Source organism: Ramlibacter monticola (assembly GCF_016722785.1).
GTDB classification, from domain to species: Bacteria; Pseudomonadota; Gammaproteobacteria; order Burkholderiales; family Burkholderiaceae_C; genus Ramlibacter; species Ramlibacter monticola.
This window is the reverse complement of the sequence record NZ_JAEQNE010000002.1, coordinates 550,964-565,676: the sequence shown is the minus strand read 5'-3', so window position 1 is coordinate 565,676 and position 14,713 is coordinate 550,964. Positions and strand designations below refer to the sequence as shown.

The following is a 14,713-nucleotide window of genomic DNA, read 5'->3' as shown; positions in this document are numbered from 1 at the left end:
GAAAAAAACAAAGGCCTTCCGAAGAAGGCCTTTGAAATCAAGCATTTACGCCACTTGTTGGGTGGCTCCCCGACCTGGGCTCGAACCAGGGACCTACGGATTAACAGAGGAATGCTTCGGCCTCTCAGCGGGTATAGGACCTGTCTTTACCCGTTGAAAATCAACAGTTTACACGCATTGGGCCGCACTAGAGCGCACCGCCACGCTTCGTTCCGCACGACCTCAAGCTATCACTTAGCCTATCAGGGCCCGATTACGCGCAGCGGAGGCGACCGCTAAAGCTTTGGGCTGGAACGGGCCCTCCGCGTTCCACTACCACCGGATACCCTTCAAAGGTCGCCGGGGCGACAACATGGACGCCGCCGCCCAGCCGTACTACCAGCGCCATCCGACCCGCCCGAGTAGCCGGCCAGACGGTCACTTTGCCCGCGGGAGCGGCCAAGTGAAGGAGGAGCTTTGATGCAGCGGCGGAAGGGCTCATTTCAAACTCCGTGGGTGGAGTCGAGAACGGCGTTGAACGCTGTCAGTATAGGGGGCAAGGGCACAATCAAGGAAATCGTCCCGTCACCCGCGAAAACGAGCCCCACAGCTGATCTGGTGCCATCTGGCATCGTTCCAACCACGAGTGACCCGGAGTCACCGCCTAGCGAGAACGGAAGGCCGGGGGTCCCTTCGACGACCCACGCTTCGCTGAAGTACACCGTGAATTGCATCCCAAGCTCGTTCACCTCGTAGCTGACCGGTTGGAAGCCGGCAATCTTGCCAGTCACGGTCCCGATGGTGAGACCCGTAGTCCTGCCGACCTTCTGTACCTGCATGAAGTCTGCGGGGGACGCGACGGTGGCCGGCGTCTGATATGCATTTCCTTGCATTGCTGAGACTGCATTTTCAGCGACGATGCGCATGACGGCAGCGTCCAAGTTCCCGTGGACGTTCACGAGGGCCGGATTGCCGGTCGTCAGCTGTGCGCAGTTGTGATAGACGCCGACAGTAAAGGGCTGAACGTGAACGTTCGCGTTGATGTCCAGGTTTCCTGGGGATAGGACTGGATGACCGGCGTCTCCGTAACTGCACCGCCCGATGACGTGATTATTGGAAAGACCGTACAGATCCCCGTTGATTCGCACCAGCGCACCTAGGGTCCCGGTACCCATTGAACCGCCCAGGCCAGTAGAGCTGCCGCACGTTATCCGGCCGTTGTGCAGGTAGTGACTTGGAGAGCCGATTCCCGATGGAGGGATTCCCCCCACTTGCCCGATCACTCCGTGTCGATATTCGATTCCGTGACCATCGAAGTGATCGGGGAGTTTCTCCAGCTGCTTCGCTGTGAATCCTCGACTCAGGTACACCAAGATGGTGTCAGCAGTCTGATTGGCGGCGACGCAGTGCACCTTACGGGCGTTCACCGCTTTCGCCAGAGCCGGCGAGTCTTCGGCGACCGCCTCGAAAACTTCGTCGAATTCCTCGACCAGCTGCTCGTCAACGTCCGCGAGATCGGACACCTGCGCTGCTGCGCGCGAAGGGGCCAACCCATGCCGCGCCGACCAAACCCTCACCGCTGCTGCGGCATCAAATACCGTCATTCCGCCCTCCACACATTGCTAATTTGACAGCGCACGAAGACTACCTCGCGCTACAGGCGTATTTACCTGACGGGGATCAAGGTGGCATGTACAGGGAAACCGTGAGATGGCCCGCTTCAAACAGTCACCCAGTCAGCCGAGAGCGACTCTGCCTGCCTGAGTACAGTCTCTGTGGCTTCTTCTTGCCGGTCCGGGGGATACTTGTACCGGCGCAGCAGTGTCTTGACCATCACCCGAAGCTTGGCCCGGACCGTCTCCCGCTTCGCCCAGTCCACCGTGACCGACTTGCGCAGGTTCTGGGTCAGTTCGATCGCGATCTTCTTCAGAGTCTCGTCGCCCAAGTCGCGCACCGCCGCCTCGTTGGTTGCCAAGGCGTCGTAGAAGGCCAGTTCGTCGTGGTTCAGTCCCAAGTTCTCGCCGCGCTGAGCGGCCTCTTGGAACTTCTTAGCCATCTCGATCAGCTCTTCGATGACCTGCGCCGTCTCGACGGCTCGGTTGCGGTAGCGGGTCAGGCTCTGTTGCAGCAGCTCGGAGAACTTGGCGCTCTGTACCACGTTCGTCTTGAAGCGCGCCTTGATCTCGCCCTTCAGCAGCCGCTCTAGGAGTTCGACGGCCAGGTTGCGCTCTTTCATGTGGCGCACGTCCTCCAGGAACTCCTCCGACAGCACCCCGATGTCCGGCCGCTTCAGGCCGGCGGCGGAGAAGATGTCGATGACCTCGTCGCTGACAACGGCGCGGCTGATGATCTGCCGCAGCGCGTGTTCTTTCTGTTCGTCGGTCAGTTTCTTGTCGGTGCCGGCGTGCTTGGTCAGTGCCGCCTTCACCGCTTGCAGGAAGGCCAGTTCGTCGCGCCAGACCAGCGCCTCGTCCAGCGTGCAGCACAGGGCAAAGGCCTTGCTCGCGGCCAGCACCCCGTCGGCGAAGCGCTTCTTGCCGTCGTCCAGGCCCAACACGTGGTTGGCCACTGCGGGCAAAAATTGCCAAGCCTTGTTCCGGAACTCACCGTATTCGACTCCGTGCAGCATGTCGTGCAGCACGTCCATCTGCTCCTGCAGCACGGCCAGCGCCTCGTGCGCGTCGATGGTCGGCTTGCCGCGGCCATGCGCCTGGGTGTATGCGGCCAGCGCTGCCTTCAGCTCGTTGGCGATGCCGATGTAGTCCACCACCAGGCCGCCCGGCTTGTCCTTGAAGACTCGGTTCACCCGCGCGATGGCCTGCATCAGGTTGTGCCCGCGCATCGGCTTGTCCGCATACATCGTGTGCAGGCAAGGCGCGTCGAAGCCCGTGAGCCACATGTCGCGGACGATCACCAGCTTGAACGGGTCGGCCGGGTTCTTGAAGCGCGTCTCCAGGCGCTTGCGCACTTCCTTGGGGTAGATGTGCGGCTTCAGCAGCGCCTTGTCGGAGGCGGAGCCAGTCATGACCACTTTGACGGCGCCCTGCATCGGGTCTTCGCTGTGCCAATCTGGACGCAGTGCGACGATGGCGTTGTATAAGTGCACGCAGATGTCGCGGCTCATCGCCACCACCATCGCCTTGCCGTCCATGGCTGTGAGCCGATTCTCGAAGTGCGCGACGATGTCCGCCGCCACCTTTTGGATGCGCGGCGGAGCACCTACCAGTTGCTCCAGCGCAGCCCACCGCCGCAACTTGGCCACCTTGGCGGCGTCGCCCTCTTCGTCCTCAGTCAGCTCGTCCACCTCGTTATCGAGCAGTGTGACGTCGGCGTCCTTCAGCTCCAGCCGGGCCAAGCGGCTCTCGTAGTAAATGGGAACTGTGGCTCCATCGCGCACCGCCTGTTCGATGTCGTAAATGTGGACGTAGTCGCCGAACACGGCGCGCGTGTCGCGATCGTCCAGACTCACCGGCGTGCCGGTGAAGGCGACGAAGGTGGCGCCAGGGAGTGCGTCTCGCAGATGCTGGGCATAGCCATACCGAACCGTCGACTGCGCCGCATGACCATAGGCAGCGGCCGCGACAGTTCCTTCGTCGCCCGTCCTCAGCTCGGTGCGGGAACGAGGGTCGAACTGCGCCTGCGCGTTGGCGCCCGCGGTCTTCGTCAGGCGAGCTTCGAAGCCATACTGGCTGCGGTGCGCCTCGTCGCAGATGACGACGATATTGCGCCGATCGGAGAGTACGGGAAAGGTGTCCTCGTCCTCGCCCGGCGAAAACTTCTGGATGGTGGTGAAGATGATGCCGCCCGAGGGCCGGTTGGCCAGCAACCGGCGCAGTTCGGGCCGGGTGTCCGCCTGGGCCGGCGTTTCGCGCAGCATTTCGCTGGCCGCCGCGAATACGCCGAAAAGCTGGTTGTCCAAGTCGTTGCGGTCGGTCACCACCAGAAGCGTCGGGTTGCCCATGTCGGGGTGCGCCATCAGCGCGCCGGCCAGGCAGGTCATCTCGATGCTCTTGCCGGCGCCCTGGGTGTGCCACACCACGCCGCCCTTGCGAGTGCCGCCAGGCGCCGAGGCCTTCAGCACGCTCTGCACCACGGCCCGAACCGCGTGGAACTGGTGGTAGCCGGCGACCTTCTTGACCAAGCGCCCGTCGTCCTCGAACAGCACGAAGTGGCGCAGGTACTCCAGCAGCAAGTCGCGTCGGCACAGTCCCAGCACCAGCGTCTCCAGCTCGCGCATGGCGCCTAGCGGGTCGGTGGTCACGCCATCGATGGTGCGCCAGGCCATGAAGCGCTCGCGGTCGCTGGTGAGCGAGCCCATTCGCGCCTGGATGCCGTCGCTGATGACCTGCACTGCGTTGGCGTGGAAAAGGTCGGGAATGTCCTGCTGGTAGGCCTGGAGCTGGTTCCACGCAGCCCAGAGGTCGGCGTCCTCGTCGCCGGGGTTCTTCAGCTCGAAGAGCACCAGCGGCAGGCCGTTGACGAACAGCACCACGTCGGGCCGGCGCGTGAGCTTGGGCCCCTGGACACTGAACTGGTTGACGGCCAGCCAGTCGTTGGCCTCCACGTCGGCGAAGTCCAGCAACCGCACACGGTCGCCGCGCGTCTCGCCATCTTTCTGGAACTCCACCGGCACGCCGTCTACCAGCCAGCGGTGCACCTGGCGATTCGCATTGACCAGGCCCGGCACGTTGGGAGTGAGCACGCGGCGCAGCGCGTCTTCGCGGGCCCCGGGCGGGATGTGCGGGTTCAGCCGGGCGATGGCCCCGCGCAGCCGGCCGGCCAGCGCCACCTCGCGATAGCTCGCGCGCTCAGTGCCGGGCGACTTGGCATCAGTCGGAGAGATGTCGGGGCCATGAGTGGTGTGCCAGCCCAGGCCGGCAAGCCATTCGAGCATGGCCTGTTCGACATCGTCTTCGCTCACCATGGATTCATTCCTTCTTAGCAACGACCGGAGCCGCGACGCCCTGCAATAGTTCGTCGAAATTCACCTCGAGATCAGCCATGCGGCCGGCCATGGCGTCTGGCGAGCTTCCGATGTGGTGAACACCGCTCGGCAATTCCTCGTAGTCGAGGATGTGCCGCTCGACGTACGCACGCAATTGGATCCAGCCGACCGACGGATACTGAGAACCTCCGGCTCTGCGCGGTGGATGATCGCGCTGCCAGCGCCGTTGCAACTCCTCCATCATTGGCGCCCAGACAGCATGCGAGCGCCGCTGTTCTGAGACCGCAGCCTCTGTCGCCTCCTGTTCCCTCTGCACGCTTTCGATAGCCGCCTCTAGCGCCGCATGGAGAGCGGCCGACGTCGGGGGCTGAGCATCCAGATCATCTGGAAGGTCCTCGATCTCGATGTTGAGCTCCTCCATGCGCTGCCGAGCCCTGTACAGTGCGGCACTGACGCCCTCCGACCACACTCCGCGCCCTCTTGCATCTAGGGCTGCCAGCACGCGATCGCTGAACTTGCAAAGCAGGTAGGCCGCTCGGCGGCCATCCTCATCATCACTCCAGGCGAGTGCGAGCAAGCGTCCCACATAGCGGGGCGAGCCTCGGATCTCGACCGTGTCCCACTCAATGCATGCAGCCATCTCACTGCAATCCCCCAGCGTCGTGACCGCATCACGCCACGAGCCGAGATCGCCGACATCCATTCTTTCGGCGGGTCCGCAGTCGTCGGCCCAACTCCAGAGATCAACGGTGCCATGCACGCTACCGGTCATGGCGAGCTCGGTCGCACCCGAGCCGGCCATGTTGGACCAGACCGCCGACACCACGATGGCCGACTTGAACCTGGCAAGCTCACTGATCCGCTTAGGTGCTGTCATCGAGCGCTCTCTTGTCTGCGTTCGTGCTACGCCGCGGATCGGTCGCCAGATGCATCTCACGCGGGTCATGCTGTGCAGACTCCACCATCGCGCACTTGGCCGTTTGGGCGCCGAGGGGAGCCGGCCGGGCGCCATTTCGAAAGATTCTGCTCACGCGATGACCTCTTCGAGTTGGGCTTGCGCTTCGGGGAGGCGGAGCTTGCCGGAGATGAGGCGAGGGAGTAGCGAATCGCGAAGTTCAGTCAGCATCCCGCTTTGGCGCCTGCCGGCGACTATGCGTTCATGGAGCGCCGTTGCGACTGAGCTGAAGGCATTAGCTACGGCGACCGGTGGCACTACGATCTGAAGAGACCTCAGGTAGGAGACCGGCCTGGATATTGATGGAACCCCAACCTGGGACGCATTCGCCAGCAGCAAATGCTGACCAGATGGGCACCGCAAGAAGTAGGTCAGGAACTCCGGCGTGGTCGCATGTGGATTCGCGCGTACAAAAAACTGGCTTTGCGAGAGCACATACGTCTCATAGGTGCTGGCCGCGGGAATCAATGAAACCTGACCAAGTGTCCCCCGGTGCGTGATGACGATATCGCCTTCGCCGACCAGGGAACCAGAAAGACGGTCGGCGTGTTCTCTAGTGATAAAGCGGAATTCGTCATCTTCCAGCAGAGTGCTTCTTAGGCATGCCCCGGTCAGAACCGGAACACCAGAGTCAACAAAGGTGGAGACTTTGATGTTGGAGCCGAAAGGCCCCATTCCGACTCGCTGCGCGACGTCATCTATGCTCCGTACTGCCCAGCCCTTGGGGATCATCCCCAACGCGGACTCATCGAACTCTCCGGGGAACAGCGCCGCCGTGACGGCATGCATGCCTTCGGGCTCGCGGCCCTCGCCCTTGGCGCGCACCGGGTCGAAGTCGATGAACCAGCTCTTGAATAGGGCTTGGGCGATGGATTCGAGGGTGGCGTTGGTTTGGCGCAGGATGTCGATGCGGTCGTCGAGCGCGCCAAGGAATTCAGCGATTCCCCTCTGGGTCTTCAGCGGAGGTGTGGCGATGTGGAACGCCTTCACCTCTGGAAAGTAGATGGTCTGATGGGTAGTTCCCGATGCAAATCTGAGAAACGCCCGACGTTCTGCGAGCAGCACATACTTCAGGTAGCGATAGTCGAGTTCTACACCGCAAACCCAGTTCACGAAGTCTTGGCTCGTTGCCATGGGAACGCCCATGACCACGACGTACCCAACCGAGGCCGTCCGAGATAGGCAAACCGTGTTTGCCGGCAGGACTCGCGCAGAGGAGTTGCGGATACCTAGTTCGTTGGTGTACTGCTGCGTCTTGTGAATGGTGCTGCCGTGATTACCAGTCGCATCGCGAATTCCGATCCACGGCACCGAGCCTCCCCACCACTCTGGATGTCGCCGACTAGGCGTATGACCGGTCTCGAGACGAGCCACGTCAGTCAACAGGCGCCAGCGCCAATCAGCTGGCAAGGCGGACTCGGGGTTGCCGACAGAAAGAGCAACGTCTCCCGGAATGACTCCGGTCGTAGCCGCGCGCCCTCCTGTCCGTGTTTCAAGAGGGCGCTCAGACCGCATACCCGAGGCTCCCGAGCTTTCCCCGAATCACAGCATCCAGCTCAGTTCCCTTCGCCATTTGCTCGGCGAGCTGTGCTGTCAGCCGCTCCATCGTCTCGCTGAACGCCTCGTCGTTGTCCGCAGCTTCCTCAGCCCCGACGTAGCGCCCAGGCGTCAGGACATGGCCGTGCTCGGCGACTTCGACCAGTTTTACCGCGCGGCAGAAGCCGGGCACGTCGGCATAGGGCTCGTCGGTTCCGTCCTCGCCATCTGCGCGCCAGCGGTGCACGGTGACGGCGATGCGCGCCACATCCGAGTCATCGAAGACGCGGGTCACGCGGGTGTCCATGCGGCCGAGCTTGCGCGCGTCGATGAACAGCACTTCGCCGCGCCGGTCGCGCCCCTTCTCGCCGCCCGGCACCGCCGCACCGGTCTTGTCCTTGGTCAGGAACCACAGGCAGGCCGGAATCTGTGTGTTGAAGAAGAGCTGCGGTGGCAGCGCGACCATTACATCCACCGCGTCTGCCTCGACCATCGCCCGGCGGATGTCGCCCTCGCCGCTTTGGCCTGATGACATGCTGCCGTTGGCCAGCACAACCCCGGCCTGCCCGCGCGGACTCAGGTGATGCAGAATGTGCTGCAACCATGCGTAGTTGGCGTTACCGGCGGGCGGTACGCCGTAGACCCAGCGCTTGTCCACAGCGAGGCGCTCGCCGCCCCAGTCGCTGATGTTGAAAGGCGGGTTGGCCAGCACGTAGTCGGCGCGCAGGTCGGGATGCTGGTCGCGGTGGAAGGTGTCAGCCGGCTCTTTGCCCAGGTCGGCCGCGAAGCCTCGGATTGCCAGGTTCATCGCCACCAATCGCCAGGTGGTCGGGTTGGCCTCCTGTCCGTAGATGCTGATGTCCTCGGCCCTGCCGCCGTGGGCTTCGATGAACTTCTCGCTCTGCACGAACATGCCGCCGGAGCCGCAGCACGGGTCGTAGACGCGGCCCTGGTGCGGGGCCAGCACTTCGACCAACACCTTGACCACCGAGGCCGGCGTGTAGAACTGCCCGCCCTTCTTGCCCTCGGCACTGGCGAACTGGCCCAGGAAGTACTCGTAGACCTCGCCCAGCAAGTCTTTGGCGTGGTGTCCTTCGCCGAAGCCTATGGTCGAAATCAGGTCCACCAGCTCGCCCAGGCGCCCGGGCTCGAGCTGCGTGCGACCGAAGCGCTTGTCCAGGATGCCCTTCAGGCGCGGGTTGTCCGCCTCGATGGACTCCAGCGCGGCGTCGATGCGCACGCCAATGTCGGCCTGCTTGGCCTGGGCGCGAATGGCCTCCCAGCGGGCCGGCGCCGGCACCCAGAAGACGTTGGCCATCGTGTAGTAGTCCCGCTCCTCCAGGGCCTCGGCGTGGTCCGCCGCGTCAGGCAGGTGGAGGTCGCTGGAATGGTCCGCGAAGGCGGACCGGAGTTGGGCCCGTCGCTCGTCGAAAGCGTCGGAGATGTACTTGAGGAAGATGAGGCCGAGGACGATGTGCTTGTACTCGGCGGCGTCCATCGAGGATCGCAGCTTGTCGGCGGCCGCCCAAAGGGTCTTTTTCAGGTCCTGGTTCATCCCTGCAAACTTTTCTAGATCTTGTCCGGACAGAACACCGGCAAATGTAGCTCGACAGGATAACCGGCAGATGCAAAATCACCGTCTGGTAGATGCCCGCTCCTGGGGACAGGAGCGGGCATGCGTCCGGCCCCAAGGCCGGACCCAAACGCGGGCCGACAGGCCGGCGTAAAGCCGCGAAGCGGTGGGCCGCGACAGCGGACCACTCCGGGACCGCCCACGGTCCCGGAGCGTGGGGGCGCCGCGGTGCACGAAACGGAGCCCGTAGGGCGGAGTGGCCCGCGGCCCACCGCGGGTCGGCGCCGCGGGGGCGAAGCCCCGGCCCCGGCCTGCGGCCGGGTCCCCGCAGCGGCGGGTGAGCGGAGCGCTCGCTGCCCGTTCAGGGCGCGACACCGCAACGCGGCGGGGACCCGGCCGCGAAGCGGCAGGCCGCGCATGCAGGGGGCGGGCCGTCCAGGCCCGAGCCGACCCCGCCGCGCCCTAGCGCGGTCGCCGCTTTGCGGCGAGTCGGCGGTACCCCGGGGATCCCGAGTCCAATCCGGAGACGCGGGCGCCAGCACGTATGTACGACGTATGTACGCGCGCATGTACAGCGTATGTAGCGCGATCGGCCCTGACGGCGCTACACGGGTGGTCACAACAACCAAGCTCAAACACGCCATGCGCCCTAAGTGCCCCCGCGACAGCCTCAACAACCAGACGCCACAACAAAGATGGCAAGAAAAGGCGCAACTGGCGTGTGCCTGGCTCGCGACCGTGTCGCCCCACAGCACGGAATCTATGTTGCGTGAGGTACTGCGGGTGCAGGCCAGGGGGATCTGCCGGCGGCTGGAATCCGCAGGGCTTATCCGACGCGTTGCAGTGCCAATGTCTGCAGTTTCCGTCTGGGCGCTCACAACTGCCGGCCTGAGACTGGGAGAGTTCGCTCTGAGACGGGGAGTCACCTATTTGAGCCATCCCGAGCGGCTTACGTTGTCCCGGCTTGTCCACGAGATGGCAGTGCAGCGTGAAGTCGTGGCGCGCCTGCCAACCGACCTCGCCGGCCTGCGCCGGATTAAGGGCGACCGCGAGTTGCGCAGCATCAATGTTGCTGCACGGCCAGACATCTTATTGCGGCACGTTGACCAGAGCGGGGTGGAGACAACGGTGTGCATCGAGGTGGAGATCACCTCCAAGGGAAGCCGGGAGCTCAGGGACAAGATGCGATCCATCCTTCCGTTGCTGACCCCTAGGACGGTGTGGCTGTGGGTCATTTCGGAAGGGGAGACTACGCGCGAGCGGTATGCCCGAACCTGGGCGGAGGTCGTCGAGTCGGATGGTCAAGGGTACGCGTTGGACCGCGCCCAGCTTCACCGTGCTTGCATCATGCAGCCGCCGGCTGCAAAGGGAGGCGTCTAGAGAAATGTGCGACGACTGAAGACCTCGGTCGAGATCCGCATGCAGCACCTGAGATCTGGAACATCGTACGCGGTGATCGAATGGGCGCAGCGACGTACGTGATCGCGGGATGCGCGGCCGCAAGGAGCGCCGCAGATTCCCAGAACTACTGCGTGCCCTGTTCACGCCCAACTCTGTGGGCCCTTTCCACGGCCCGCAAGGTATACTGAAACGACCTCACGGTTGCGGTACTTAGATCAACGGACCCGGGCTGGGCGCTCTGATTGCCCCTCGGGTTCCATCCACTTGACTAAGGAGAATCCGTGACGGCATCTGAACTTTCTCAAATTATCCGCTCGTACCAGCGGAACCCGCGCATTGCCGGCGTGCTCAGCACCGGAGAGCGCATCCTGCTCGCAATTGCGATGTGCGACGCTTCGCTTCTGCCGCCTGGCTACGAACAGCCCCAGGATGCTTGGCGTCGGCTACCAGCGCATGAGATTGCGGAAATCCAGAAGGCCGTTCTCCTGAGCGCGGTGGCGGCATGAGGCAGCCCGAGATGGAAGTGGTGACGCCCGCCATGCTTCGCGCTGAATCGGCGCAGAAAGCGCGCGTGATCGAGGGTGCGCGTGCAGTTGTTTGTGCAGATCAGGGAGTCAAGCAAGTACTACCGCCAAGCCGCTCCAGGCACAAGGTTTCTCGTCATGCTGCAGGAGCACGCGTGGGGGTACGTCTTCCGCGGCGGTCGCGGTGGGCAGTACCGCTCGGAGGACGTACACATCTTTGCCGCCGCGGACGGCATTGAAATCCAACTCACGTAGACCTTGCTGCGGCCGTCTCGCCCGAACACAAGGCAGGGGCGGCCTTGCTACGCGAGGGCGCCAGTTAGGCCGCGTTTTTTGGCATGCCAGAACACCCCTCCGGCATGGCTTGACTTTAGTCAAGCTGCCGCACACTCAAGGCCCAACGGCCTAAGCACTTCACGCAAGTGGCGGCGGCCCTTTTCAGCTCGCGTGAACGAGTGTTAACTGGCGGGCGCATGTCATGAAGACCAGTTGCCCAGGGGGGCTGTTCCAGGTTGCATCCCGACGTGCTGCCCCGTAGTGGCCCAAGAGGAGAGGGTTTCCTTGTGTATTTGCCTCCCCTGTGCTTGGGCGCCTCTTCGCGATCGCGCGAACTAGCAGCGCCTATACGGACCGCTACGGACAAGTTGTTCCGCTGGCGGACACGATCAGGCGCTGTCGGTCGCCCGTGCCCTGAACCACCGGCACGGAGTCGTCAATGACACATCTTCAGCTGCTAACGCTTGAGCAACTCGCTCAGCTCCTGGCGCGCAGTCCGGAAACGATCCGAAAGGACCTCACGCGTAATCCCGCTGCCGTTCCGCCTCGTGTGCGCATTCCTGGCGGTCGCCACCTCCGGTGGTGCCTCGCCGATGTCGAGGACTGGCTCGCCAAACACCGGGAGGTCCGGAGTTCTGAGGGGCGTGCGGCATGAGCACAGCGCAGACGCCATTGCAGCCGCACATGGATGTCGCGGACGCCCTTAGCGTTTTCGCAGTAACGGATTCGCAGGTAGAGAAGATGCAAGCGACTGAGTTCATTTGGCGCGAGGTCATCGCGCGCAGCCACCTGGTGGTGCTCGCCGGCGAAGGCGGCTCCGGGAAGACGGCAGTGGCGACGTTTGCTGCTAGTGAGCTGGCGAACGCAGGCCTGCAGGTCTTCTATTTCCAGGAAGACGCCGGCGCCGGAGACGTCCCGCGCCTTCACCAGCACGCGAAGAAGCATGGCTACGTCCTGCTGAACTCGACGTTGGCGAGCGCGGCGCCTGAAGACCAAATAAAGGTTCTCCGGAGCATGGTCAAGGCGGCCGCGCCCTTGAACAACGTAGTCATGTTCTTCGACACGTTGAAGAAGTACTTGGACTTGATGTCCAAGCGCGGCTCGCGCGAGTTCTTCATGCTGATGCGTTCGCTCACCCAGCTCGGGGGCACGGTGGTCCTGCTGGGGCATACGAACAAGCATGCTGGCATGGATGGCAAACGCATCTTCGAGGGCGTGGGTGATGTCCGCAACGACGTGGACGAACTGATCTATGCGCACGCTACCGATAAGGACGCCGGCGGAAGGGTGACGATCACCCTTACCCCGGACAAGGTGCGCTGCAATGCGCAGAAGCGCAGCTTCCAGCTCGACATCATCAACATGGAAGTGTGCGCACTCGACGCGCTCGTCGACGTCGCTTCGCTGCTGGAGACTCGACAACGCCTGGAGTCCGATCGGCCGATCATCGACCAGGTCGAGCGAGCACTTTCGGCCGGTGGCCTGAATCACACGGTGCTACTGGATCGGGTCAGCGAGGCCACTGGAGAGTCTCGCAACGCCGTTCGCAAGGTGGTCGATCGGTACATGGGCAGCGATCCGAGCGACGAGCGAGCGTTGTGGCTAGAGACCAGGCTGCGCGTGAACAACACCCGCTACATCTCAGTAAGACCAAGCGGCGCGTCAGTTCACGCAGAGTCCTAGGATCTCCAGGCCGCCCCCTCTAAACACAAAAAGCTAACCAGCGCAGTAAACCGGGAAAAGGTGGAAAAGTCGGAAAACCCAGCTTCAGCGCGAGGTTTGTAGCTGTCTCGGTACTACGTATCGTGCCTGCAGGCGAGCGGTCCTGCGGTTTTTCAGGTTTTCACGTTTGCCGAGTCTGCTGGTAATTCGCTTCACCAGAGGGCGCCAGCGGAGTGTGCGAACGTACCTGCTTAGTGGCTTCGCGAAATGGGGGATCGCCCCCTTATCGCGGCCCCAGCCATTAGGCAGAGCAGCCCCTATCGAGGTGATGATGCGGAGTCACCGGATGGGGTATTCACGGCAGTGTTGTGCGAGGGCTCAGGATCTCAGCGCAGCAACACAGGTGCACCACCGGACGCGCGCGGCGCCAAAGAAAAGGGTCCCGAGGCAGGTACTGCCTCAGGACCCAGAGATCCCGAACGAAGGTCTTAAATCCCGAACGGATCCGACGAGGACCAGGTGCCGCCGCACGGTGCATCCCAAGTGGAATGCCCCGCGTGGTCAAGGCAGCGTCCGAGATCGGGGTTGTCGGTCATGATGAATTCCCAGAAGGGTGTGTACATGTTGATCTTTCCAGAAAGCGTTTGATTTCCGATCTCCCGTTCCGGGAGGCAGGGAGCCGACCGCGCCTCGTTGCCAACGGCCGGGGGTGGGGACTACTCGTCCTGATTGTCTAGAAGAAGTGCGACCGCGATGGTGAGGCATACCAGCCCGACATCTCGCAGCGCCTGCGCCAGCAGATTACTCGTTGTCATCGTTTCGGTCTCCAAAAGTTTCTTGCCAGTGCTGATCGAACTCCGGATAAAGCATGACCAAATAGAGGTTCTGGACCCATGCGACAAGTTCAGCGCTTGATTTCATTGGCGGGAGGCGACGCGACAGTTTCAGTATACAAAGGCCAATTCGCCTCACGCTTGAAGCCGGTGCGTTGAAGTCGGTTATCGCGGACGCGCCCAGCGCTTAGATGGCGAAAATCGTAAAATAGCGTCCAGTTCAAAGTAAGGCTGCTGTGGCCTTGTCCCCGAGCACGGCCTTCTTTTCGCTCTGTTCCGGGCAAGCGACATCGGGGGAGTCACTCTTTTCCACCTGCGCATCTACACGTACTGCGACGATTTGTCGCGTAAGAGGAAACTAGATGACGCTTCGAAAGTTGTGGCCCGATGACAGGAACGAAAATCCGAGCTTGATTTCTGACGAAGTCTGGGTTGGCCAATCGTGCTGGTCGACTCTGGTGTCCACTGCCACTGAACTGGCTTCTCTTGAGGCGCTGATCCAGCCTGTTCCCCCTGCCGTCCTCGACCTGGTGGGACGCATGCGCTATCCGGCAGCTTTCTCGGCGGATTCGATGCGGGTGGGCGACAGCAGCGCAATTGGCATGTTGGTCTTGTACGTACCGGATCACGTCGTCTTGACGGTCCTTGACTTCGCTGGCCGCTCGGAACTTGAGACGCTGAAGATCGCGACCGCGGATTGCCGGCTGTACGCCCAGTTGGTGAACGAGCACACGCCTCGCATGGCGCCGATCGTGCCTGTGCGCGGGTTCAAGGACCTCCTGTCCGAGCTCGCGGGGCTGCGCAGGCTCGCCGCCAGGGAACTGGAGGACACGATGGCGAAGCTGCAGGACGCTTTGCGCGGGCCGGATGCGTGGTCCCTCCTGATGCTGCCCCCTGGGCAGAAGCTCACGTCGGTCACCTTGACACTCTGTCGGCCCTGGTAGCACCCGACAGGGCGACGTGGTTGCCCGGTGCCAGTGTTCTAAGTCCTTTCTGCTCCCAGCCCTCGCCGTGCGGCGGGGGCTTTTT

The 14,713-nt window shown here is 62.9% G+C and carries 10 protein-coding genes; 5 read left to right on the top strand and 5 right to left on the bottom strand.

From position 1 onward, the window contains the following. Positions 1-482: 482 nt before the first annotated feature. The 5 genes from JJ685_RS10615 to JJ685_RS10595 all read right to left on the bottom strand — a co-directional run bounded on the left by JJ685_RS10615 (position 483) and on the right by JJ685_RS10595 (position 8,970). Positions 483-1,502 (bottom strand): chymotrypsin family serine protease, encoded by a 1,020-nt coding sequence (locus tag JJ685_RS10615; RefSeq protein ID WP_201674207.1) that lies wholly within the window; start codon positions 1,500-1,502, stop codon positions 483-485. Between the two features lie 197 nt (positions 1,503-1,699). After that, on the bottom strand, positions 1,700-4,903 hold the full coding sequence (locus JJ685_RS10610) for a type I restriction endonuclease subunit R (protein WP_201674206.1): 3,204 nt from the start codon (positions 4,901-4,903) through the stop codon (positions 1,700-1,702). 4 nt (positions 4,904-4,907) lie between these two features. Then, complete coding sequence (locus JJ685_RS10605; RefSeq protein ID WP_201674205.1) at positions 4,908-5,801, bottom strand: hypothetical protein; 894 nt, start codon at positions 5,799-5,801, stop codon at positions 4,908-4,910. A 150-nt stretch (positions 5,802-5,951) separates the two neighbouring features. After that, the gene (locus JJ685_RS10600; RefSeq protein ID WP_236598871.1) at positions 5,952-7,394 is read right to left on the bottom strand and encodes a restriction endonuclease subunit S; all 1,443 of its coding nucleotides are present in this window, start codon (positions 7,392-7,394) and stop codon (positions 5,952-5,954) included. Next, complete coding sequence (locus JJ685_RS10595; protein WP_201674203.1) at positions 7,384-8,970, bottom strand: class I SAM-dependent DNA methyltransferase; 1,587 nt, start codon at positions 8,968-8,970, stop codon at positions 7,384-7,386. Before JJ685_RS10595 ends, JJ685_RS10600 begins: the two co-directional genes overlap by 11 nt. 999 nt (positions 8,971-9,969) lie before the next feature. On the opposite strand from JJ685_RS10595, the gene JJ685_RS10590 reads away from it, so the two are divergent. The 5 genes from JJ685_RS10590 to JJ685_RS10570 all read left to right on the top strand — a co-directional run bounded on the left by JJ685_RS10590 (position 9,970) and on the right by JJ685_RS10570 (position 14,628). Next, positions 9,970-10,368 (top strand): hypothetical protein, encoded by a 399-nt coding sequence (locus tag JJ685_RS10590; protein ID WP_201674202.1) that lies wholly within the window; start codon positions 9,970-9,972, stop codon positions 10,366-10,368. Between the two features lie 302 nt (positions 10,369-10,670). After that, complete coding sequence (locus JJ685_RS10585) at positions 10,671-10,895, top strand: hypothetical protein (protein ID WP_201674201.1); 225 nt, start codon at positions 10,671-10,673, stop codon at positions 10,893-10,895. Positions 10,896-11,628: 733 nt separating this feature from the next. Beyond that, positions 11,629-11,844 carry a helix-turn-helix transcriptional regulator gene (locus JJ685_RS30405; protein ID WP_201674200.1) on the top strand — a complete coding sequence of 72 codons (216 nt, stop codon included), beginning with the start codon at positions 11,629-11,631 and terminating at the stop codon, positions 11,842-11,844. Continuing rightward, positions 11,841-12,872, top strand: coding sequence for an AAA family ATPase (locus tag JJ685_RS10575; RefSeq protein WP_201674199.1), 1,032 nt, complete (start codon positions 11,841-11,843; stop codon positions 12,870-12,872). The genes JJ685_RS30405 and JJ685_RS10575 overlap by 4 nt, the downstream gene beginning before the upstream one ends. Positions 12,873-14,046: 1,174 nt before the next feature. After that, positions 14,047-14,628: a hypothetical protein gene (locus JJ685_RS10570; protein ID WP_201674198.1), complete on the top strand. Its 582-nt coding sequence runs from the start codon at positions 14,047-14,049 to the stop codon at positions 14,626-14,628. Positions 14,629-14,713: the final 85 nt, after the last annotated feature.

Excerpts from the sequence above, each read along its gene's own strand:
- JJ685_RS10600 (WP_236598871.1), bottom strand. The coding sequence starts at position 7,394 with ATGCGGTCTGAGCGCCCTCTTGAAACACGGACAGGAGGGCGCGCGGCT.
- JJ685_RS10570 (WP_201674198.1), top strand. The coding sequence starts at position 14,047 with ATGACGCTTCGAAAGTTGTGGCCCGATGACAGGAACGAAAATCCGAGC.
- JJ685_RS10605 (WP_201674205.1), bottom strand. The coding sequence starts at position 5,801 with ATGACAGCACCTAAGCGGATCAGTGAGCTTGCCAGGTTCAAGTCGGCC.
- JJ685_RS10610 (WP_201674206.1), bottom strand. The coding sequence starts at position 4,903 with ATGGTGAGCGAAGACGATGTCGAACAGGCCATGCTCGAATGGCTTGCC.
- JJ685_RS10575 (WP_201674199.1), top strand. The coding sequence starts at position 11,841 with ATGAGCACAGCGCAGACGCCATTGCAGCCGCACATGGATGTCGCGGAC.
- JJ685_RS30405 (WP_201674200.1), top strand. The coding sequence starts at position 11,629 with ATGACACATCTTCAGCTGCTAACGCTTGAGCAACTCGCTCAGCTCCTG.
- JJ685_RS10595 (WP_201674203.1), bottom strand. The coding sequence starts at position 8,970 with ATGAACCAGGACCTGAAAAAGACCCTTTGGGCGGCCGCCGACAAGCTG.